This window comes from uncultured Aquimarina sp., assembly GCF_947500065.1.
GTDB lineage: Bacteria > Bacteroidota > Bacteroidia > Flavobacteriales > Flavobacteriaceae > Aquimarina.
Map to the genome: position 1 here is coordinate 12,983 of NZ_CANMQT010000015.1, position 21,026 is coordinate 34,008.

General features: G+C 30.9%; 23 protein-coding genes. 17 read left to right on the forward strand and 6 right to left on the reverse strand.

What is annotated here, in order from left to right; genetic code table 11:
- Positions 1–171: 171 nt before the first annotated feature.
- From Q0975_RS25630 to Q0975_RS25710, 17 genes are all read left to right on the forward strand, one after another.
- Positions 172–978, forward strand: a complete 807-nt coding sequence (locus tag Q0975_RS25630) for a LytTR family DNA-binding domain-containing protein (protein ID WP_299442860.1) — start codon at positions 172–174, stop codon at positions 976–978.
- 115 nt (positions 979–1,093) lie between these two features.
- Positions 1,094–1,744 (forward strand): CPBP family intramembrane glutamic endopeptidase, encoded by a 651-nt coding sequence (locus tag Q0975_RS25635; protein ID WP_299442861.1) that lies wholly within the window; start codon positions 1,094–1,096, stop codon positions 1,742–1,744.
- Between the two features lie 229 nt (positions 1,745–1,973).
- Complete coding sequence (locus tag Q0975_RS25640) at positions 1,974–2,462, forward strand: hypothetical protein (protein WP_299442863.1); 489 nt, start codon at positions 1,974–1,976, stop codon at positions 2,460–2,462.
- A 245-nt stretch (positions 2,463–2,707) separates the two neighbouring features.
- Positions 2,708–3,088: a DUF1428 domain-containing protein gene (locus Q0975_RS25645; protein ID WP_299442865.1), complete on the forward strand. Its 381-nt coding sequence runs from the start codon at positions 2,708–2,710 to the stop codon at positions 3,086–3,088.
- 174 nt (positions 3,089–3,262) lie between these two features.
- Positions 3,263–3,850 carry a hypothetical protein gene (locus tag Q0975_RS25650; RefSeq protein WP_299442867.1) on the forward strand — a complete coding sequence of 196 codons (588 nt, stop codon included), beginning with the start codon at positions 3,263–3,265 and terminating at the stop codon, positions 3,848–3,850.
- Between the two features lie 228 nt (positions 3,851–4,078).
- Positions 4,079–5,296, forward strand: coding sequence for a serine hydrolase domain-containing protein (locus Q0975_RS25655; RefSeq protein WP_299442869.1), 1,218 nt, complete (start codon positions 4,079–4,081; stop codon positions 5,294–5,296).
- 232 nt (positions 5,297–5,528) lie between these two features.
- Positions 5,529–6,542, forward strand: coding sequence for an alpha/beta hydrolase (locus Q0975_RS25660; protein WP_299442871.1), 1,014 nt, complete (start codon positions 5,529–5,531; stop codon positions 6,540–6,542).
- A 194-nt stretch (positions 6,543–6,736) separates the two neighbouring features.
- Entirely contained in the window at positions 6,737–7,789 is a 1,053-nt protein-coding gene (locus Q0975_RS25665; protein ID WP_299442873.1) for a helix-turn-helix domain-containing protein, read from the forward strand.
- 69 nt (positions 7,790–7,858) lie between these two features.
- Positions 7,859–8,713, forward strand: coding sequence for a TlpA disulfide reductase family protein (locus Q0975_RS25670; protein WP_299442875.1), 855 nt, complete (start codon positions 7,859–7,861; stop codon positions 8,711–8,713).
- Positions 8,714–8,902: 189 nt separating this feature from the next.
- A complete protein-coding gene (locus tag Q0975_RS25675) occupies positions 8,903–10,429 on the forward strand; it encodes an arylsulfatase (RefSeq protein ID WP_299442877.1) in 1,527 nt (508 codons plus the stop codon).
- Between the two features lie 205 nt (positions 10,430–10,634).
- Positions 10,635–11,063 carry a GNAT family N-acetyltransferase gene (locus Q0975_RS25680; RefSeq protein ID WP_299442879.1) on the forward strand — a complete coding sequence of 143 codons (429 nt, stop codon included), beginning with the start codon at positions 10,635–10,637 and terminating at the stop codon, positions 11,061–11,063.
- A 116-nt stretch (positions 11,064–11,179) separates the two neighbouring features.
- Positions 11,180–11,596, forward strand: coding sequence for a hypothetical protein (locus Q0975_RS25685; protein WP_299442881.1), 417 nt, complete (start codon positions 11,180–11,182; stop codon positions 11,594–11,596).
- A 195-nt stretch (positions 11,597–11,791) separates the two neighbouring features.
- On the forward strand, positions 11,792–12,328 hold the full coding sequence (locus Q0975_RS25690; protein WP_299442884.1) for a GNAT family N-acetyltransferase: 537 nt from the start codon (positions 11,792–11,794) through the stop codon (positions 12,326–12,328).
- A gap of 86 nt (positions 12,329–12,414) precedes the next feature.
- Positions 12,415–12,906 carry a hypothetical protein gene (locus Q0975_RS25695; protein ID WP_299442887.1) on the forward strand — a complete coding sequence of 164 codons (492 nt, stop codon included), beginning with the start codon at positions 12,415–12,417 and terminating at the stop codon, positions 12,904–12,906.
- Between the two features lie 150 nt (positions 12,907–13,056).
- Positions 13,057–13,875 carry a hypothetical protein gene (locus Q0975_RS25700; protein WP_299442890.1) on the forward strand — a complete coding sequence of 273 codons (819 nt, stop codon included), beginning with the start codon at positions 13,057–13,059 and terminating at the stop codon, positions 13,873–13,875.
- Between the two features lie 24 nt (positions 13,876–13,899).
- Entirely contained in the window at positions 13,900–14,511 is a 612-nt protein-coding gene (locus Q0975_RS25705) for a hypothetical protein (RefSeq protein ID WP_299442893.1), read from the forward strand.
- A 186-nt stretch (positions 14,512–14,697) separates the two neighbouring features.
- The gene (locus Q0975_RS25710) at positions 14,698–15,699 is read left to right on the forward strand and encodes a hypothetical protein (protein WP_299442896.1); all 1,002 of its coding nucleotides are present in this window, start codon (positions 14,698–14,700) and stop codon (positions 15,697–15,699) included.
- A gap of 110 nt (positions 15,700–15,809) precedes the next feature.
- On the opposite strand, the gene Q0975_RS25715 is transcribed toward Q0975_RS25710, so the two are convergent.
- The 6 genes from Q0975_RS25715 to Q0975_RS25740 form a co-directional block, all read right to left on the reverse strand.
- On the reverse strand, positions 15,810–17,399 hold the full coding sequence (locus tag Q0975_RS25715) for a hypothetical protein (RefSeq protein WP_299442899.1): 1,590 nt from the start codon (positions 17,397–17,399) through the stop codon (positions 15,810–15,812).
- 230 nt (positions 17,400–17,629) lie between these two features.
- Positions 17,630–18,430 (reverse strand): anti-sigma factor, encoded by an 801-nt coding sequence (locus tag Q0975_RS25720; protein ID WP_299442902.1) that lies wholly within the window; start codon positions 18,428–18,430, stop codon positions 17,630–17,632.
- A gap of 2 nt (positions 18,431–18,432) precedes the next feature.
- Positions 18,433–18,963 carry a sigma-70 family RNA polymerase sigma factor gene (locus tag Q0975_RS25725; RefSeq protein ID WP_299442905.1) on the reverse strand — a complete coding sequence of 177 codons (531 nt, stop codon included), beginning with the start codon at positions 18,961–18,963 and terminating at the stop codon, positions 18,433–18,435.
- 89 nt (positions 18,964–19,052) lie between these two features.
- The gene (locus Q0975_RS25730; RefSeq protein ID WP_299442907.1) at positions 19,053–19,655 is read right to left on the reverse strand and encodes a superoxide dismutase family protein; all 603 of its coding nucleotides are present in this window, start codon (positions 19,653–19,655) and stop codon (positions 19,053–19,055) included.
- A gap of 86 nt (positions 19,656–19,741) precedes the next feature.
- Complete coding sequence (locus Q0975_RS25735) at positions 19,742–20,485, reverse strand: hypothetical protein (protein ID WP_299442910.1); 744 nt, start codon at positions 20,483–20,485, stop codon at positions 19,742–19,744.
- Positions 20,486–20,496: 11 nt separating this feature from the next.
- Positions 20,497–21,018 (reverse strand): hypothetical protein, encoded by a 522-nt coding sequence (locus tag Q0975_RS25740; RefSeq protein WP_299442913.1) that lies wholly within the window; start codon positions 21,016–21,018, stop codon positions 20,497–20,499.
- Positions 21,019–21,026: the final 8 nt, after the last annotated feature.

Sequence of the window (21,026 nt, forward strand, 5' to 3'; positions counted from 1 at the left end):
TGATACCCCAATGGTTCTTGTATATTTGCTATGGCGCTATTATTTGATGAAGGAAAAGTTGTAAAATAAGCACAGACTTGTCGATGGTTAGGTAACATTGCCTTGCTCCAATTCATATATTTGGGGTTATACATAAGTTAAACAACCCAAAAAGGTAGATTCAAATTTTCAATGGAAGTAATTATTAACTTAAAAAAAAAGTGGGTTAGAAACGGCTTTATACTTGTAATACTTTCTATTCTGATTAACCACCTTACTGAGCCAGAAAATTTCCCGCTAAATAAATCCTACGAATTCCCTTGGCTTCCTATTGTTGCTTCAATTATTGTTGGCAGTATAGTACTTATTATCGCTAGCTTTAATTTTAAATATTTCAGAAACAAATACTTCACTAAAAAAATTAACACCCAAATACTATTACGTTTCCTATTTTCAACTTTAGGGTATATTACCATACTATATATCCCTTTATATTATGGTTTAAATGGTTTGATTAATGGAACTGAATCATACAGTATTTATAATTTACTAACGGGATTTTCAATCTCCCTACTAATGTGCACTCTTGGAATTGCTATTTTATTTTCAACGGATATTTATAAACTTCACAAACTTATCTCCATAAAAGGTACACTTAAAGTTCAACAAGGCGGTAAAATAACCTTGGTTAAGTATCCTGAAATTGCTTTTATATATAGTGAAAACAAAATAGTATATATTGTGAAAACTGATGGAACTACAATTATTACAGATTTTACTTTAAATGAAGTTGAAAGTAAAATTAGCGAACAGAGTTTTTTTAGAGCTAATAGACAAATAATTCTTCATGCTCGTTCTATTGAACAAGTACAATCAATAGAAAATGGAAAATTATCGGTACTACTTAAACCTACCTTTTTAGATAAAAAAACTTCTCAAATAAATATAAGTAGATATAAGAGACAAGCGTTTATGGATTGGTTTGAAAAGAAATTATAAATTAAGGTTGATTATTCAGGTACTTTTTTAATACCATTCAGTAAAAGTTGCTGTTTTTCAAGAGTTTTTCTTACTTGATCGTTGTTATTTCGTTTAAAATTTAAAAACGAAAAAAATGAACAAAACTTCTTTAAAAACAAATTTGACTCCTATAATTACTATAATTCTTTTATGTCTTTTGTACTTATCAGGCTATTTTCAAATGAGAATAGCCGCTTTTTTAATATTAATTGCAAGTGCAATAGAATATAAAAAAGGCATCTTTAAATCATTAGGTTTTCAACGAAAAAGGTTAAATATAAAAAGCCTCTTAATTGTAGCACCTCTATTGGGTACAGCTTTTTTTCTATTTTATTACTACGTAATGGTACCAAGTGTTTCTTATATTACAGGGCAACCTATAGACTTTTCAGTATTCGAACCCTATAAAGGAAATCTACCTGGTATATTGAATTTACTTGTTTTTATGTGGGTATCAGCAGCATTCGGCGAAGAAATTGTGTTTAGGGGATATTTAATGAGACAGTTTACTAAGTTTTTTGGCTCAAGCAAAATAAGCCTTGTAATCAATATTTTATTATTTGGGTTTATTTTTGGTTGGGTACACGCATATCAAGGTATAACAGGTCAAATCGTAGCAGGTATAACTGGTATGCTCTTAGCAATTGTTTTTCATATTCGTAAGAACGATTTGTGGTTTAATATTGCTGTTCACGGATTTGTTGACACTGTTGCTTTTGTATTTATATATTATGGGTGGATTTAATAGTTTAAAATGTACAGCCTATGTATAACAAGGTATAAGAAAACATTGGGCTTTGATACTTAGTCAAAAGACCTGTGCTTATTTATAGCGTCACCAAGTATAAAATTTGGCATTTATGAGGTAAATGATATAAGCAAAATATTTATATTAGTACCAATCCAAAACGTATCGATTATTATCTGTCATAAGTTTCTTATACTCACTATTAGGAGCAAGTAGAACAAACCATATGAAAAATTTGAATCAGTATGTAGCGATTTATAAAGCGCAACTTGATAAAGGTGACATATTAATTGCATATAATCAATTAGTGAAGTTTGTTATGAAGCTAAGAGTAGACTTTATCAAAAGTCTGTCTGAACAATATTCATTTACAGCTATTCTTCACGGATATATGGACTACACTTATTTCTATTATTCCAATGACTTTTTAAAAAGGAAAAAGCTAAAATTAGGATTAGTATTAAATCACTCGGAAATGAGATTTGAAATTTGGCTTTTGGGAAATACCATAAGCATTCAAAAAAAATATTGGGATTTACTAAAAGAGTCTAAATGGAACAAAGACAGAAAAGAAATGCCCAAATATTCGATTTTAGAAGCCGTAGTCGAAAATAAGCCAGACTTTGACAACCTACCTTTGTTGTCCGAAAAGATTGAAAAGAAATTAGTTGAGCAATCGGACGAAATAATTGGTAAAATAAAAAAAATGACTTGAGATAAAACCTACACTTAACAAGGACTATAATTAATATGGGTTTTAGTGCTTAACTCAAAGTTTGGAGCTTTAAACTCTTTTCGAGTTGCATTTATAAATGAAAAAGATATAACAAAATAAAATAAAAAGTTTGGCCAAGTGCTTAATCGAAAGTTTAGTATTTTTAATTCCCGTACTAACCATAGCCTGAACGTTGTAGCACATTAAAACGAAGAAATGAGTACTTAAATCCAAAAGATAAAAACATGAAAAACTACATAGATGGCTTTGTTCTCCCAATTCCTCGGATTTATTTGGACGAATACAAAAAGGTGGCTGAAAAAGTAGCTGAAATTTGGAAAGAATACGGTGCAATTGCTTACTTCGAATTCATTGGAGATGATTTATTTTTGGAAGGGACCAAATCTTTTATAGAAACCGTAGATGCAAAAGAAGACGAGGAAATTGTATTTGGTTGGGTTGTGTTTCCTTCAAAAGAGATACGTGACTTAGCTAACAAAAAAGTTCCTACAGACCCAAGAATGACAGAATTAGTAGCCCCTTTAATTAACCCTAATAAGTTAATATTTGACGCCAGTAGAATGGTTTATGGAGGGTTTCGACCACTTGTACAATCGAATGAATAAAATTAAAATGTAAAACAAAAGAACGTGCTATACAACACGGTGTGTAAGTAATAACGGTTTAAGTAAAAAAACGAAAGTAAAAACATAAAATTAGGGCCAGTGCTAAACTGAAAAGTTAGTGAATAGAAATCTACTATAATTCATACACTAGAACGTTCCCAGTAATTATAGAAAATGAACTATTTAATAATATTTGTATTAGGAATTTTAATGTTAGGACCTATTTTTTATGCCTACTATTTAGATTATAAAGCAGACCCTAAAGAATTTATCCTTAGTATGAAACCATTAAAAAAAGGATTAATTCAAGGCTTAGTTTTTTTTACAGCTTATTACGGTATTAATAAAATATATGAATTCACTTTTCCTTTGAATAAAAAACACGGAATTGAGTTTAATCTTGAACGTGAAAAATTAGCAATTCCAAAAATTAAGGAAGATTGGAAAATCGACAATCATTATTCTGAACAATTCAAAACTGAGTGGTGGAAACCAGAACCAAGGAACGGTCACTTCAAAAAAATTATAGAATATGGAATTTTTGGTGTTAAATATGAAACTGATTATTATCATAACCCAAACTTGAAGGGAACTTTTGCTTGGTCAATATATGACTACAATAAAAATATCTTTGTGTATTTTATGGAGCGACCAAATAACAAATCAATTGAAGTTACCGAAAAGGGCAAAATAAAAAACCTCAAATCATCTAAAACAATGGGAATAACTAAATCCGAATTTGACAATTACAAAATGGAATAAAACTACTGGTAATATCATATATAAAATCAGAGCAAAGTTTAGTGCTAAATCGAAAGGTCATTTCCTTTTTGCAATGGCGCTAGATACCCAGTCAAGCTGAGCACAAGCTTTTATAAATTGGAAAAAAAAATAAAAATAAGCGCGGATAAATCGATTGGTTCAGGTATGTTTGTCTTGCTACGATACATATACTAAACATTACCAACAAGCTAAAAAAAACAAAGTTTAATGAATAAAACAATCATAGCCCTTTCAATTTTTATTTTTGTAGTTGCTTGCGGACAAAAAAACAACTCGGAAAAAAAGAACACAAAGAGTAATTCGAAAATTAAAGATTCATTAACTACCCAAATTGACAAAATCAACGAGAACGGCAAAATAGTTGGATTTTCTGTTGCAATAGTAGATTCTACTGGAATTCTTTATAATGAAGGATTTGGATTTGCAGACTCCATGACCCAAAAAATATATTCAACCCAAACCGTTCAACCCATTGCTTCAGTTTCGAAGACCTTGATTGGGCTTTCATTATTTAAAGCCAAAGAAATGGGCAAACTTAATCTTGATGACCCCATAAATAAATATCTTCCTTTTACAGTATCAAACCCAAATTTTCCAGAAATACCGATTACGGTAAGACAATTAGCCATCCACACATCTTCAATAAACGATTCGGATAGTTTTTGGGAAAGCGATTACATACTTATCGAAAAAGATCATAAAAAAGGTACAGGAATACCTGAATATTTCAATGAGCCTAAAACGAAATTATCACTCTCGGATTTTTTAAAAAGTTTGTTGACCGAAAAAGGCGACCTGAATAATGGCGAAAGTTATTCAAGAAATAAACCATCCGCAAAATTTGACTATTCAAATGTTGGGTCAAATCTATGTGCACTTGTAATTGAATCGGCAACTGGAATTCCCTATAAAACGTTTACCACAAAATACATTCTTGAACCTTTACAAATGAACTCCTCAAGTTGGACCACTAAAAATATCGAATCGAAAAAACGTTCGACATTATATGCAACCAACACACAAATTATGGCGAATTATACAACTGTAGGGTTTCCTTCAAGCGGACTAATTACATCTAGCACAGATTTAGGTAAATATTTGTCTGAACTAATTAAAGGCTATTCAGGAAACGGAAGTTTATTGACAAAAGAAAGTTATGATGAATTTTTTAAAAAGCAATTGACCAAAAATCAACTTCCGCAAGGGGTTGACGCAAACTCGGGTATTTTCATGGATTATTCGAAAAGAGGTATCGGTTATAATGGTTATGACTCAGGTCTTATGGCGTATATGTATTTTAATCCAGAAAGCCTGATTGGTAAAATAGTTCTTATAAACACGGACACTGATTTTGATGAAGAAGTTCGACCGACCTTAGATGAAATTTATAACGTTTTAGGTGAATATGAAACCAAGTTCAAATGAAAAAAAACAGTTGGTAACAATCTATAAGAAAACATAGGGTTTTCGATTTTAACGAAAAGGCCTGTATTTATTTACAAAGATCGTCAATTATAAAATATGGCATTTATGAGAAAAAAGATAAAAGCAAAACATTTGTATTAGGCTTAATACCAATCTGAAACGCATCGTTTATCACCTGCACTACGTTTCTTATACCAAAACGTTGTATGTCATTAATGAAAAACACTTTTGAATGTTAAAATTGATAAAGAGAATTTTTAAAAGAATCTTCAAATTCATAGGAATACTAATAGCCTTAATCATCTTAGCAGGATTAATTTTTCGTGCACTCGGTCCAGAGTCGCACAAACCAATGGGAAAACTCGTTAATATTAATAGTATTGATTTACATATTCATTCTACTGGAAAAAAAAATGATAAGCCAACAGTTATTATAGAAGGTGGTGCAAGCTCATCAACTGAATATTTTCATTGGTTAAGTGAAGGCCTAAAAGACAGTCTACGAGTTGTTAGATATGATCGTGCAGGAAATGGATATAGTGAGTTAAGTGATTCACCACGCAGTGCAGAAACAATAGCAAAAGAGTTACACGAATTACTTGATAAATCAGGTGAGTCGCCGCCTTATATATTAGTTGGTCATTCAATTGGAGGTCCATATATACGTGTTTTCTCAGAGTTGTATCCCGATGAGGTAGAAGCATTAGTTTTTATCGATTCTACACATCCAGAGCAAGTAGAAAGATTGAACGCTGCACCAAAGTCCTCTTTTAGATTCAAAACCACACTTTTTTTGCTAAACACAAGCGCGGTTTTTGCGGATTTGGGTGTTTTAGGACTTTTTGAAAGTTTAACGGACCCATTATTGGCTGGTGAAGGACTACCAGATGAAATTAATGAGAGGACAAAAGATTTTCTGTTGAACGGAAAACGAACAAGAGCATACAAAAAAGAAATTGAAAGTTATCACTCAGTATTGAAAAGGGCAAATGAAGCAAAGGAATTCGGAACATTGCCTATTCGAGTTTTTACCGCAATAGAAATTAATAAAGAAGCATACAAAGAAAGTGGAATTGATCCAGAAATTTTTATAAATGAAGTAGTCTCGGCACAGAAAGAATTTACTAACCTTTCATCAGATGGGAAACAATTTTTGATTGATGCAAATCATCAAACTATTTTCACAAAAAAAGAGAATGCAGACATAATAAATAGAGAAATAATTCAGCTTTTAGATAAATTATAAAACGATAAAAAAAAATATCGATACATAACAACGTGTCGTGCATAATTCATTGCTAATATTTGCCTGCTTACGAAAACCCTCACGGATTTTCTATTCGGTTTGTATTTGCTAATTTAGTTGCTTAAATAAGCAACTAACCATACGCCAAACATTGTCAGTCATTGTGACCCGTCCTGAAATATGTATACAAAAAAATGAAAGTAACTATAGTAGATATAATCGGTATTTTAATAATATATCAATCCCTAATATTTATCTTATCTCTACTATTTAATAAAAAACCGAAACCTCTTTTCACTAAAGTTCTGATTACTATTTGTCTATTAATTATTTTTCATTTTAGTTATATGCTTTTTGAAAAATATAATACATTAAATCATTTTTTTTTAGGGCCCTTCTTCGGACTTATTTATGGTCCTATTTATTATTTATATACTAAAAGTTTGATTTTAGAAGCCTTAGATTATAAAAAGATTGGCGTTCATTTTATACCAGCTTTAATTACTTTAATTGGATTAGTTGTTTTTGATAATCAAATATTTGACAAAATAAATCTGATAGGTTTAGCAGTTACAATTCATTTTATAGTCTACTTAGGGATTGCATTACGCACATTGTTTAAATACAGAAAATTATTAAAAAGCACGACATCTTCTTTTTATAATATTAGCCTATTTTGGTTGGAAATATTGATTTATATACAACTAACAATAATTGTTGTGATGCTTTTAGAGAGTTATTTTCAATCCTTTTTTATAACAGATATCTTGATTTTAATTATCTATTTTCTAACACTAATTCTAATTAATTGTTTTTATTATTTGGGATTAAAACAAGTAAATTTATTCAAAGGGTTTAAAGAAGAGAATGTAAAAATTACAATTTCAAAGGAATATTTAATTCCTGAAGCGCTATTTAATTCATACATAGATAAACTTAATAATTATATTGAGAATGAAAAACCCTATTTGGAGTTTGAGATTTCATTACAAGATTTATCAGATAAATTATCGATTTCCCCAAGAAATTTATCACATATAATAAATAAAAAATACGAAAGAAACTTTTATGATTTTATAAATCATTATAGGCTAGAATTAGTAAAACAAAATCTCAAAGAATCTAACAGCCCTATCAAAGAAATCATGTACAATAGTGGTTTTTCTAATAAAGCAACATTTAATTCTATCTTTAAAAAAAATACTGGATTAACGCCTACTCAATTTAGAGAAAAGCAAAAAAGTTAGTATGAGTACAAGTATATATACTTTTTCTTGAAATTCATTTGTCATTTTTACATTATAAAACAATTTAAAATGACAACGATAAAAAAATACCTTAAACCATTTTTAACAGGAATAGTGGTAACTCTTATTATGGTTATGGTAATGCTAAAAATTACTATGAACTTTCAAATACTTCTGTTTTTGGGAGCCTTTATATTTCTTATTGCGGGTCTGATTAATTCCAATTTCAAAAAACACTTTTTATTAGTGACATTATTAATAACGATGATTTATTTATTATTATTCATAATGTTGGTTTTAGAAGAAATCCCAGAGTTATGGTACTTTGTTCCAATATATTTTACAACAACTTTTTTAGGATTACTTTATAAAAATCATAAACAAAAAATATTAGTATCCCTTGGGTTATTGACGATAACAATGTTGTTTATGGCAATAAAAATAATTCCTAAAGACTTAGAAAATCGTTTAACTCAGACTCGGTTTGAACAACTTCCTGTGTTTTCAATAAATGAAATGTCAGGAAATGTAATTGATTCTGAAACTTTGAAAGGAAAAATCGTGATTTTAGATTTCTTCGGAACATGGTGTAAACCTTGTATCCAAGAACTCAAGGAATTGGATAAAATACAAAGAGTATTTAAAGAAAGGGATGATGTCGTTTTTTATATTATAAATGCTGATTTAGGTGGTGACACTCCAGAAAAATTCAAGGAATTTATAAAAAACCATGAGTATAAATTTCAGTTCGCATATGACTATAATAGTGAAATCTATAAATTACTAAAATTTCAGCAATTGGGATTACCAACTTTATTGATAATAGATAAGGAACAAAATATTAGATTACAACATGTAGGATATAATACAGCTGAAACAAATTTTTCTAAATACATGATTGAAACTATCAATGGTTTAAAATAATGATGCTTAAAAATAGGAATTTTGCCAAATGAAATCTGAAAAATAAAAATCAACGAAATAACAACACCTTACAAGATTAATTGCTGAAGCAAAATTACTTACGAAAATCCTAGTAGATTTTATTTGCTAAATTAGGTGTTTAAACACGGAACTAATCTTATAGAAATACATTAGAGTTAATTTGAAGTGATGAGAGAAATAATAATCATAGTTTTTGGTAGTCTTATATTATTAGGCTGTAATTCAGTGGAAAAAGAGGAACGCTCTCCAAACATAATTTATTTTCTTGCCGATGACCTTGGCTATGGAGAAGTTGGTGTTTTTGGGCAGACAAAAATTAAAACTCCCAACATTGATGCGCTTGCTAAAAGTGGTATGATGTTTACACAACATTATTCTGGAGCTCCAGTTTGCGCACCAGCTCGCTATGTTTTTTTAACAGGAAAACATACTGGGCATGCTTTTATTCGAGGAAATGATGAATGGAGCGAGCGAGGAGATGTATGGAATTATGCAAAGGCGTTTTCGGATCCTGGTCTTGAAGGACAAAGACCCATTCCCAAAAACACCGTAACCTTGGGAAATCAGTTGAAAAAGGCTGGGTATAAAACAAGTATTCTTGGGAAATGGGGATTAGGAGCTCCTAAAACAGATGGAGTTCCTAATCTTCAGGGTTTTGACTTCTTTTATGGTTATAACTGTCAGCGTCAAGCTCATAACTTATATCCTGCTCATCTTTGGGAAAACACAGAAAAGATATTGCTTAACAATGATCTTGTAGCTCCTCGTACAAAATTAGATTCTCTAGCCGACCCATATAATAACCAAAGCTATGCTAAATTCAATCAGCAGGAATACGCTCCAAAAAAAATACAAGAGAAGGCTTTATCCTTCATAGAAGAAAACAAAGACAATCCTTTCTTTATGTATTATGCCTCTCCTTTACCTCACTTACCATTACAAGCTCCTAAAGAGTACGTAGATAAGTATCGAAAGGTTTTTGGTGATGAAGAACCTTATATTGGAGATCATGGGTATTTCCCAAACAGATATCCTAGGGCTACTTATGCAGCAATGATTAGTTATCTGGATGATCAATTAGGTGAAATGATTGCGTTGCTCAAAGAAAAAGGAATCTATGAAAATACCATTATCATATTTTCAAGTGACAATGGACCTACGTATTTAGGAGGAGTTGATTTTGATTACTTTGAAAGCTCCAAACCTTTCTCCAACGGATATGGTAGAACAAAAGGATTTGTTTATGAAGGAGGAATTCGCGTTCCTTTGATAGCAAGTTGGCCAAATCATATTAAACCTGGCACAACGAGCAATCATATTTCAGCTTTTTATGACCTCATGCCTACCATTTGTGATATTTCTGGCGTAACACCTCCTGAAGATATTGATGGTATTAGTTTTAAACCTGTTTTACTTGATCAAGAACAAAAAAAGCACGATTTTTTATATTGGGAATTTCCAAGTTATAATGGTCAACAGGCAGTCAGAATTGGAAAATGGAAGGGTATTCGAAAAAATATTTTCGATGGGAATTTAGAAATCGAATTATATAATCTCGAAACCGACCTAGAGGAGCAGTTAGACGTGTCAGGCCAATACCCCAAAATTGTAGAAAACATCAAAGTAATTATGGAACAAGAGCATGAACCTGCTACCAATGATAAGTTTAAGTTTAAAGAATTAGGGGATTTATAGTAATTCTTGCTAACAAAGAACTGAGCTGAAAAACGATCTTTTTCTTCATGAATTGGAGACATAATGAGTCTACACTCAAGGATTTAAACAGAAACCCACATTTCCTTACCTTTTACTACCTTAGTTTTATGGAACTAACCATACACGATCACATTATATGACACAATAAGGTTAGTAATAATAAAATGATCTTGACAAAATATTAATGATTCCTGAAATTGTAGAAATAACATCCGAACAAACTTTAAATATTCGACATAAAACGATGTGGCCTGACAAACCTATTGATTACGTTCGGGTAGTAAATGATCATGAAGGAAGACATTTTGGTTTATTTATTAATGACAAAATGATTTCTGTGATTTCTTTATTTATTATAAATGAAGAGGCGCAGTTTAGAAAATTTGCAACACTAGCTGATTATCAGGGGAAAGGATTTGGAACAATATTATTAAAGAAAATTATGAGTATTGCGGAGGATGAAAATATTCATAAAATATGGTGTAATGCTAGAATTGATAAATCAAACTATTATGCTAAATTCGGAATGATTTTAACTGATGATAAATTTACAAAAGATGGAATTGAATATATTATAATGGAAAAAACTTTTGCTAATACTATGTATATTTAATACGATGGGCAATTGCAAACCGAAAGATTTTTTTTGCCTTGTGCTAGTTTGAAAGCCGTTGATTTCCAATTCCGCACAATACATATATTTAATATTAACACACATAGTAGGTAAATATGAAAGGACTGACTATTATTTTATCAATAATATCTTTTTTGAATACTGGAATTAAAAATGACCTGGAAAAATTTGAAATAAGAATATATAACAATAGTAATTTTAAAATAGAAAATTATGAGATTGACATAAATGGAATAATCACTCAGTTTTCGGATATTGAACCTCATAGTTATAGTCAGCCAAAAAAGATAAATCATTTCGATGAATTTACATCTTTTAATATAACCGTATCTAAAGAAAGATTTCTAATAAAGGATTTTCGAACAAGTGATTTTAAGTTCCCAATTGGGATTACTTGCTATTTTAATGGACGCAGGGATAGTTTTAAAGATGGGAAATATGTGATTAAATTAAATATAAAAAGAATAAAAAATAATTGTGTAAAAGTAGAGACAGAATATATTAAAGAATAGAAACGTAAGAAAGATATCAAGTATGACGTCATAGCAGTTAAATGGTAAACCGAAGGTTCTTGTATATTTGCTATGAAGCTAAGATTTTAGAATGAAAAAGATATAAAATCAGAACGGATATGTCGATGACAATGTAACATTTTACTCTGGTACGACACATACTTATAACCTAAGTCATTAAGAACCGAATATACAATGAAAAAAGAATTTCCAATTCTAAAATCTGAAAGAGTAATCTTAAGACAATTTGTTGATTCGGATTTAGAAAATGTTTTTAAAGGACTTTCTCACCCTGATATTATAAAGTATTACGGAATTAGTTTCGATAGTTTAGAAGCAACGAAAGAGCAAATGATTTGGTTTGCTGATCTTGAAAAAAATGAAAAAGGTATTTGGTGGGCTGTTTGTTCAAAAGATGATGGTAGATTTCTTGGTGCAGGAGGATTAAACGATTTGGATAAAGAAAACAAAAAAGCAGAAATTGGTTTTTGGTTGTTACCAGAGAACTGGGGAAAAGGATTGATGACTGAAACCATGCCACTTATTTTTAATTACGCATTCGATACTATTGGATTACATAGAATAGAAGGGTTTGTAGAAACAGAAAACCTGAATTGTAAAAAAGCACTTGCAAAACTAAAATTCAATTTGGAAGGAACTATGCAAGATTGTGAAATTAAGAATGAAGAGTTTATTAGTATAGATATTTACTCAAAACTAGCTAAAAAATAAAACAGCTTATAACGATCTAAAATGTGGTATTACTTTACAGACTACATTTCATATGCTGAAAGGGTATAGGTCATTAAATTCAAAGTATGAACAAACATAAATATTGGGGTACAATTCAGGAAGATTGGGCTGGATTTTCTGCTGAAATGGAATTTATATCAAATCATTTTGAGAATAATAATATAAAGATATTTTTGGGTGAAGAATATGACGAAGACGGTGAAGAAATAGAAATAACTCCATCAAGTAATAAACTGAATGATTTTGAAAATACATACGCTAATTTCATAATTGGATTAGATGAAATTATTGAAAAAATACAAGAGAAAACTTTTGAGAGATATCTAAAATTATATGCTCATTACTATGAGAATGAAAAAAAATCCGGAGAAAAGCCATTAAATATATCAACTAAAGAAATCCATTTTGAATATATAAAAGACATTAATTATATCCGAATTCTAGAAAATGGAAATGTCAAAATTCCAATTCATTATAAAATTGACACAGAACATGGAATTGAAATAAGACTTGAAAACAATAAGATAATAGATATTGGAGGAATAGCCGAAACGTGAAAAATAATGCTAAACTATATTACTATAGTTAATATGGGTTTTAGTGCTTAATCCAAAGTTTGGAGTTTTATACCATTTCTGCCAAATCTTTTTAGAGTATCCTTTAGAGAAATGTGAAGTAAACCTAACTTTATAAAACAAAATAAAAAAATGAAATTACCCGAAAAAATAAATGAAGTTTCAACAGATTCACAACTAGAGATTGGAGTTTATCCGCCAAATGGATTTTTACAGTTTGACGAAGCGAGCTTAGGTAATGGAGATTACTTTGGGTTTTATTGGGAGTTTGGAAAAGAAAGTCAAGAACCTATAATTTGCGAAATGATCCACGATGAGGGAATTATTGTGCCAAGGTTTTCTGGACTGGATAAGTTTTTAGAATGGTATGAATTAAATGACTTTGATTGGGGAGAACGAGAAATTGAGGATGAAAACTTTGTTCTTAATTTCCTTAATAAAGGAAATGAATGCTTAAAACAGAATAACCCAGAAAAAGCTATTGAATTCTATAAGCAAAGTACTGCTAGTTTTGGAGAATTAAGCGAGAATTGGTTCAAATTGGCTTCTCAATATAAAAGAATTGGAAATGAATTAGAATTTCAAAAAAGTATAATCAGTTCAATTATTTCAAATTGGGCAATAGAATTTCCTTCACAAAATGCTTTAAGGATGATTAAATCTTTAAATCCAGTTGAAGAATTGAAAAACCATCCATTGATTAAGAATCGAGAAAACCTCGAATTTGATTTCGGAGGCAAAAAAGAGAATAAGGATTATGTAATAATTAATGAAATCATTACCGAACTTAACGAAATTGGAGATAGTAATAGTGCATTATTAATGGAACAAAATTATGCACTAATGATGTATTGGGAAACCTCTTCGTTTCAGGAAAGATATAATTTTAATCTTGGAGAATGGAGAAAGAAATTTGAAGAGAAAACTAAGAAACGATTAAATATAGAGTAACGTTAAAGGACAATCGAATCAAAAATGAAAAAAGAAATACTTAATAGAATTCAAAAATTAGGAGGAGATATTTCTAATGTTAGAGGTAAGTCATTACAAAATGATTTAGAATCTATTAGTTTCAATACCGTTCTTTACCCTAAGCGAAGTGATACTCCTTGGGCGTCAATAGATGAACAAGAACCAATTTATGGTATTGGAGAATTTATAGAAGGTAATAAAGAACTATTCGAATCTAATAAGATAGCGTTTTATGATGTAATCATAAATCACTATTATAAATTAACCGAAGAAGGTTTTGGCCAAGTCTTTTTTAGAAATGATCTTTTTACTCCTTTTAAACAAGGAACAGATGATTATGATGAATGGAATGGAGAATGGGAAGAATCATCATTTAGAAAGGTTATTAATGGTACAGAAATGGATTTAATGTTTATAGGCCATTCATATGGGTTTCCGGATAATCTTTTTATTTGTTTAACAGACTCCAATCAAGAAAACCCTACAGTTTATGGTACGGATCATGAGGTGTATTTTGATGAAATTACCAAAGAAGGAACGTTAGAGGAGTTTTTTAATTCTTTTTTAACCAAAGAGGAATTAATTGAAATTATAAAGAAGAAATTAGAAAAATAATTCGACTTCTTGCGATACAAGTAAAAGTTAACGAGTTATTAGTAGCAGGAAAACTATTTGAAGAGAAAAAATATACTTGAAATAGGAGGTATGCTTTTATTTCACCTAAAACAGGGGTAAAAAAGTAATCTGTAGTCTATACTTTTGAACAATATACTAATATAAATAGGTAATTTAATAAACTCAATGACGAAATATTCAATTGTAAAATTCAGTAGTATCTTTTTATTTCTAATACTCACTTCGTGTAATTTTTTAAATGATAAAAGCGAGGAGAATTCAGATCAGGTACATCAAAAAGAAGAGGATAATAGACCTTATTTCGAAGGAGAAATTAAATTGTCAGAATCCAGAGGGCTTTATGGATCTTTAACCAAAGTGCATACTACCTATTTTATTTCCGAGAATATAATAAAAAGAGAACAACGTTGGGGTGGTGTATATAGCGTATTGGATAATTATGCTGGTATTATTATAGATCTTAAAAAAGATAGTGTAGTAATGTATTATGCTGATAAATTAAGTAATACAAAGAATAAGCATACACTTAGTATTGAGGCTTATAAAACTCATTTAAAAACGAAGATAATGCCAAAAGGTATACCATCTCCTGTCGATCGTACATTTGAGTTATTGCCAAACTATAAGTTGATTAATCAAGTAAAGGATTCTACTGTTATAAAAGGATTTAAATCGGATTTTACCAGGTATCATGGGGATACAGATTTCCTAAAACAAGATGTATTTGATTCTAAAGAAATAAAAGTAAAACGTGAACTCTTGGAAATGATTTTCTTGAACCTTCCTGAAGAGATTAATTTTCCATTAAAATCAGAGGTAAAAACGACCTTTTCTGAAATTAGTAATGATTCTATCATCAAAGGAAAACAAACTAAAGCTATAGATCAATTAGCCAGAAACATACTTCGTAAAAAGGATTCAACCGTAAAAAAAGAAACAGACTTAGAGAAATTATCTAAAAACAAGTGGCTAAATATGGGACTTCAAATTCTGAAAAAAGGAGTAGACCTTAATATACATATTACTACCAATCTTTCGGAGTTTACTCCAAAAGTGTTTGCTGATATAGATATGTCTATACCTTCTGGAGATTTTATCGAGATTTTGGATTTTGATGAATTTCTTAACACCCTTCCTACTGGTGGAGGTGGAGATTTTGATGATTAAGAATTAATATAGAACACTTGGAGTCTATATTTTACTATAAAAAAACCTATCATTCTTATCTGAATGATAGGTTATTATATGAGAGTTAATCTTTATATTAATTATGACTTTTATTGAGTATTGGTTGTTTTACTCTCATTTAGTGCTTGTATAGCTTTATATACATGACTTAAGTCCGTTGGTTTTAATCCTTTTGTAGGGTAACCAGAGTGACAGGAAAAACAAGAGCCACCTTTATTATATGCAGAACCATGTTGTGCATATGTTTCCATTGTGCTATTAGCTAATTGGCTTGTTCCTATGGCAACGCCATTAGTTTTTAGAGTTTCAGAATAACTCTCTCCTGTTGGAGCAGTACCATTATTTGTCCAAGTAGCACCAATAAATATGTAATTTTTGCGCATATCTCCGCTAGCCAACTGTCCTAATACACTATTATTAGTAGATATAATCTGACTATTAGATGCAGCAACTGATGAATTTTCTGGATTTGGTACTCCAGCATCTGCAACTCCCCAAGGTTTAGTCATCTTAGTATTACTGGCAGTAATCGTTTGTGTGGGACTTGTTTTTGTGTTTGCAATGATATCACCTTTATCATAGGTCATATGTGATTTATTGTAAGTGTCACTGGCACTATCATTATTTAATAACCAATCATTTCCGGTATCGGCGGCAACAGTTATGGTATCAGAAGGAGTAGAATTATTGAGATATTTATAGGATAGATTAGGAGCGTTATTAACGTGTTCAAAAGTTGCCCACACCATTTCCGGATGACCAGCAGTACTACCTACAATATGCATTCCTATCAGAGCAAGTTTTGCGGTTCTAGTTGGTTTAGCCGTATTCGGCGTCCATTTAGTATCTGTTTTTGTGTAATTAGGTACAATAGCATCCATAGTAATATAATCCTTACTATTAGATAAACCTGTTACATCTACCCAAGATGTTTTTATTTCTATAGCCAATGTTTCAGGATCTTGTAACGTTACTCCTTGGGTTTTTGCAAAAGCTGTAATGCTATCCAATGTAGTCTGAGTAGTAGGAAATTCATTATCGAAAAGTTTTCCAGTTTTAGCACCCGTTAAAAATTGTGCATATACATCATTTACCATGGTAATGTAATATAAAATAGAATCATTTTTTTGCGCGATTAATACATCGTCAGTAGCTTGCCCTTCTTCAGTGTCAATTGATAGATCATTTTTTTGAGTGTTGGCAACCGCACTAATCATTTGACCCGATACATGAGGTATTAAGGTTCTTTCTTTTACGTTGTTTACGACGTTAATTGGAGAAACAGTATAAAAAGCAGGAGTCTCTATTACAGTTCCACTTTTATAATCCCCTTCCTTTATAGGAGATGTCATCCAAAGAAACATGCGCTCAGACCATTTATAAAAATCACAATTGTTTAGATGTGTAAATGTCACACTGTTGGCAGGTGTTACAACCCCGTTTTCTGACACACTTTTAGACTTAAACCAAGAACTAAAGTCAGTAGGGTCTACCACACAGGATTTTAAAACGTCTGCCGGGAGTTTAGAATGCACAGGAGTTACTGCAGCAACTAATGTTTCGGTATCTTCACTTGGAGAATTTGTAACATATTCCTTTTTTTCTTTTTTATTACATGCAACAATGGTAACTACCATTAGAGTTAGCATCAATAAAGCGTTAAAAGATAATTTTTTCATTTGTTAGTTATTTAGTTAGTATGATTTTATTCTATTAGAAACAGATAGACTAAAATTACCCCAAAAAAAACAACTATAACAGCGTATTTATACGGGTTTTTGAAAGTATTGGTTTTTAGAAAATGAACAAGTAAATACCCTGCTAATGTTTAATAAAGTTTACTTATTCGTATGATTTTTATGTAAAAATAAGATTGATAAGAAGTAAATAGTTTTACTACTTACCGTTATTAAGATTCTACTACACCCAGCGTGTATAATTGTTCCAAATTAGGAGATGCACTTCCACCTTCTGGTTCTAGCGTTATACCGAATGCCTCGGATTCATTAGTGTTGGTAAAAGAGAAAATTTTTGTTTCATTCTCATTAAATGTATCTAATATACCCAAACTGGTAGGAGTAAGCGGATCTAATTTTAACGACCATACCTGATATACTTTTCCTGGAGGAGGAGTAGGTAATCCAGCTACATCAATGTATGCTGTTTGTTTTTCTTTATCCCAATATACAGAAGCATGCGCAGTAGGATCTATTTTCTGAGCCTGTAATGGGATCTGAAGAATGTCTTTATCACGTAGTACACTTAATAGTGTTTTGGCTTTGGATAGATTTTCTTCTGCTAGATTGATTTTTCCCTCTAATAAAATTTGATCTATTTGTGATTTTACAACTTGTTGGCGTAAATCCTTATTCTTATTGAATTGTACAAATAATCCAATCAATAGAGCTACAGAAGCTGCCCAACCTATATATGCTGTCCAATTGGTACGTTTTCGAGTAATTGGGATTACATCTACTTCATTATTAGTGAAACTTAATTTATCTTTAATACGATTAAAAACAGATTCAGGATTGTAAGGAGCTGATGCTGCAGATAGTTGCATAAGAGATTTTTCGATCTCTTTAATCTCTTCTTCGATTTCCGGATGTTCTTTTAGCGCTTCGTATACTTCAGCATTTTCTTTTTCAGATAATGCACCATACACATAGAGTTCTAATATTCCAGATGATATATATTGTTTGATATTCATAATTATACTGCCAAGACTTCTCTTAGTTTATCAATGCAAATTCTGTTCCGAGTTTTAATAGTTCCAATAGGAATATCTAATTCTTCTGAAGCCTCTTTCTGTGTGAACCCTTTAAAAAATAATAAATCGATTACTTTTTTACAAATCGGCTCCAATACATTAATGTACTTTTTTATCCCGATAGCATCGATCTTACCAGAAAAATTACTTTTCTCTTCTAGTATATCTACGAAATAATCTGCAGTTTGGTTTTGTTGTGAATTTTTAAATGCTACCGATCTGGTTTTGTCAATGGCAGCATTGCGAGCAATATTAAGCATCCAAGTAAAAAAACGTCCTTTTTTTTCTGAGTAAGAATCTGCTTTATTCCAAACTTTTATGAACACATCTTGCAATACTTCTTCAGATAAATTTTGATCTCTAAGGATATTATAAATCACACCAAATATATTCTCAGCATACATTTCATAAATACGCTGAAAAGCTTTTTCATTCTTTTGTTGTAGCTGCAGAATCAGTTCATTGGATTGCATAGGATAATAAAGGGAATTGTTTTGAAGGAAGAAGTGTTTAGAAAAAAAGAAAGAGGCTGAAATTAACAGCCTCTTTTATGTTATGTAATTTATTGAATAATTCCTCCACAGCTTACTCTGCTTCCAGCGGCACCTGATGGCTGAGATGTGTAATCATCAATACCTTGGTGTACAATAATAGCTTTACCAACAATATCTTTTTTATCATCTCCACATCCAATACACCAGTCATTAGTAGCAAACTCTTTAGAACCTTTACCTTCTGCAGTAGCATTAAAATTACCAATATCTCCTTTATGATACCCTTCTGGTGCACCCCATTTTCCATGCGGCTGTAGTGTTGGATTCCAATGCCCTCCAGTAGATTTACCATCTGCAGAAGAACAATCTGCTTTTTCATGAATATGGATAGCATGTTCCCCTTCTGATAACCCTTTTAAGTAAGCTACCATAGTTACCATTCCACCTTCTTCTGTAAAAGTAACAGTACCTGATACATCGCTGTCGCTTTTTGGTGTCAAAGAAATTGCCAATGTTTTTATCTTACTAGCTTCTTCTTTTTCCTCGGTAATTTCCTCAGTAATTTCTGCATCTACTTTCTTTTCGTATTCTTTTCCTTCCTTCTTATCTCCCTTACAGCTAATAACAACCGTAGATAAAAGAGCAATTACGAATAGGTTTAGAGTTTTCATAATTTAATGATTTGTTAAGTTTTAATAAAACTAATATAGGGCAGTTTTACCTTACAGCAAAGGATTTAAGAGGATTTAAGATTTTGTTATATACTGATTGTACTTAATTCTGTAATACTAACACCAGAATTAGTATCTGGAGCAAGTCTATATTGATATAATCCTGTCTCACCAACAGCTATCAATAGATCTTCAGAAATAATAACATCAAATGCGCTCTGGTTAATTGATGTAATCAAATTAGATTGTGTAGGATCGGAAATATCAAAAACTTTAATCTCATCATCACAGACAATCAAAAAATTACCATATAATCCAAGTCCTCTCGGAAAAGTAAGGTTTCTGGAATTAATCAGAACCGGTTCTGTAATTGTAGTAACATCATATACTTGAAGGACATTTAAATTATTACCACAAAAGGTATCAGAGTGTAAAGTGACAAAAGCATGGGTGTCATTAGCAATGACGGGATCACAGGCTGTAAAATGTTCAACTTGCGATAATTTTTCCGGAAATTCAGGATTTGTTAATCCATATATAAACATTCCATTTCTAGATCCGATATATAAATAGTCTCTATAACTAAAAAGGGTTTCAATGTTAAATCCAATAGGTATCGTATTCACTTGCACTGGATCCTTAATATCAGTAATATTAAATACAGTAAGGTCTGTATTATCTACTGTGTATAAATAATCTCCTTTTAATGTAAACCTAGCTAAAGATCCTCCTTGACTATCAGAAGTAGGGGAAGAGGAATCACTACTAGTATCAGAATCACAACTGAATATTATAAAGGAGGTAAGTATCATATAGATATATTTTTTCATAATGTTTAATTTTAATTGATTAGTGTCCAACCTACAACTACGTTGTTTTCGGGAATATTGTAAGAAAGAAACCCATCTGGAGAGCGTAATTCGGGAAATACATTTACAATTCTTTTAGTAAGAGTAATTCCAGTAGTAGTATCATATTCCAAAGCAATTAGATCAGTTGCCTGATTGATATAGATCATATTATCTCGTACAGCAAGATCTGTAGATCCCGGAACTTCCAGAAATTTAATGGGAGTAGGAGATGTTGGGTCTGAATTATCGTAGATATGAAAACCCTTATGCACTTCATTAATAAAGAGTAAATTGTCTTTTATGTAAATTTTTCCCGAAGTACTAATAGATATAGGGTCTTTAAGAGAAACGGAGTTTTCGAAATCAGTACGATCTAGTAAAACTGGCTCGTATCTCGAGAAAGCCGGATCAATAATATCATCATCATTATTTTCGCAATCTACTAGAAAAGGACAACAGCTTTGCAATAATAGTATGGCAAAGCCAAAGAGCATGAATTTTGTAGTTTTCATCTTTTGAT

What these genes read in the sequence shown, in the direction of transcription:
- Q0975_RS25630 (WP_299442860.1), top strand. Translation starts at nt 172, where the DNA reads ATGGAAGTAATTATTAACTTAAAAAAAAAGTGGGTTAGAAACGGCTTT.
- Q0975_RS25635 (WP_299442861.1), top strand. Translation starts at nt 1,094, where the DNA reads ATGAACAAAACTTCTTTAAAAACAAATTTGACTCCTATAATTACTATA.
- Q0975_RS25640 (WP_299442863.1), top strand. Translation starts at nt 1,974, where the DNA reads ATGAAAAATTTGAATCAGTATGTAGCGATTTATAAAGCGCAACTTGAT.
- Q0975_RS25645 (WP_299442865.1), top strand. Translation starts at nt 2,708, where the DNA reads ATGAAAAACTACATAGATGGCTTTGTTCTCCCAATTCCTCGGATTTAT.
- Q0975_RS25650 (WP_299442867.1), top strand. Translation starts at nt 3,263, where the DNA reads ATGAACTATTTAATAATATTTGTATTAGGAATTTTAATGTTAGGACCT.
- Q0975_RS25655 (WP_299442869.1), top strand. Translation starts at nt 4,079, where the DNA reads ATGAATAAAACAATCATAGCCCTTTCAATTTTTATTTTTGTAGTTGCT.
- Q0975_RS25660 (WP_299442871.1), top strand. Translation starts at nt 5,529, where the DNA reads ATGTTAAAATTGATAAAGAGAATTTTTAAAAGAATCTTCAAATTCATA.
- Q0975_RS25665 (WP_299442873.1), top strand. Translation starts at nt 6,737, where the DNA reads ATGAAAGTAACTATAGTAGATATAATCGGTATTTTAATAATATATCAA.
- Q0975_RS25670 (WP_299442875.1), top strand. Translation starts at nt 7,859, where the DNA reads ATGACAACGATAAAAAAATACCTTAAACCATTTTTAACAGGAATAGTG.
- Q0975_RS25675 (WP_299442877.1), top strand. Translation starts at nt 8,903, where the DNA reads ATGAGAGAAATAATAATCATAGTTTTTGGTAGTCTTATATTATTAGGC.
- Q0975_RS25680 (WP_299442879.1), top strand. Translation starts at nt 10,635, where the DNA reads ATGATTCCTGAAATTGTAGAAATAACATCCGAACAAACTTTAAATATT.
- Q0975_RS25685 (WP_299442881.1), top strand. Translation starts at nt 11,180, where the DNA reads ATGAAAGGACTGACTATTATTTTATCAATAATATCTTTTTTGAATACT.
- Q0975_RS25690 (WP_299442884.1), top strand. Translation starts at nt 11,792, where the DNA reads ATGAAAAAAGAATTTCCAATTCTAAAATCTGAAAGAGTAATCTTAAGA.
- Q0975_RS25695 (WP_299442887.1), top strand. Translation starts at nt 12,415, where the DNA reads ATGAACAAACATAAATATTGGGGTACAATTCAGGAAGATTGGGCTGGA.
- Q0975_RS25700 (WP_299442890.1), top strand. Translation starts at nt 13,057, where the DNA reads ATGAAATTACCCGAAAAAATAAATGAAGTTTCAACAGATTCACAACTA.
- Q0975_RS25705 (WP_299442893.1), top strand. Translation starts at nt 13,900, where the DNA reads ATGAAAAAAGAAATACTTAATAGAATTCAAAAATTAGGAGGAGATATT.
- Q0975_RS25710 (WP_299442896.1), top strand. Translation starts at nt 14,698, where the DNA reads ATGACGAAATATTCAATTGTAAAATTCAGTAGTATCTTTTTATTTCTA.
- Q0975_RS25715 (WP_299442899.1), bottom strand. Translation starts at nt 17,399, where the DNA reads ATGAAAAAATTATCTTTTAACGCTTTATTGATGCTAACTCTAATGGTA.
- Q0975_RS25720 (WP_299442902.1), bottom strand. Translation starts at nt 18,430, where the DNA reads ATGAATATCAAACAATATATATCATCTGGAATATTAGAACTCTATGTG.
- Q0975_RS25725 (WP_299442905.1), bottom strand. Translation starts at nt 18,963, where the DNA reads ATGCAATCCAATGAACTGATTCTGCAGCTACAACAAAAGAATGAAAAA.
- Q0975_RS25730 (WP_299442907.1), bottom strand. Translation starts at nt 19,655, where the DNA reads ATGAAAACTCTAAACCTATTCGTAATTGCTCTTTTATCTACGGTTGTT.
- Q0975_RS25735 (WP_299442910.1), bottom strand. Translation starts at nt 20,485, where the DNA reads ATGAAAAAATATATCTATATGATACTTACCTCCTTTATAATATTCAGT.
- Q0975_RS25740 (WP_299442913.1), bottom strand. Translation starts at nt 21,018, where the DNA reads ATGAAAACTACAAAATTCATGCTCTTTGGCTTTGCCATACTATTATTG.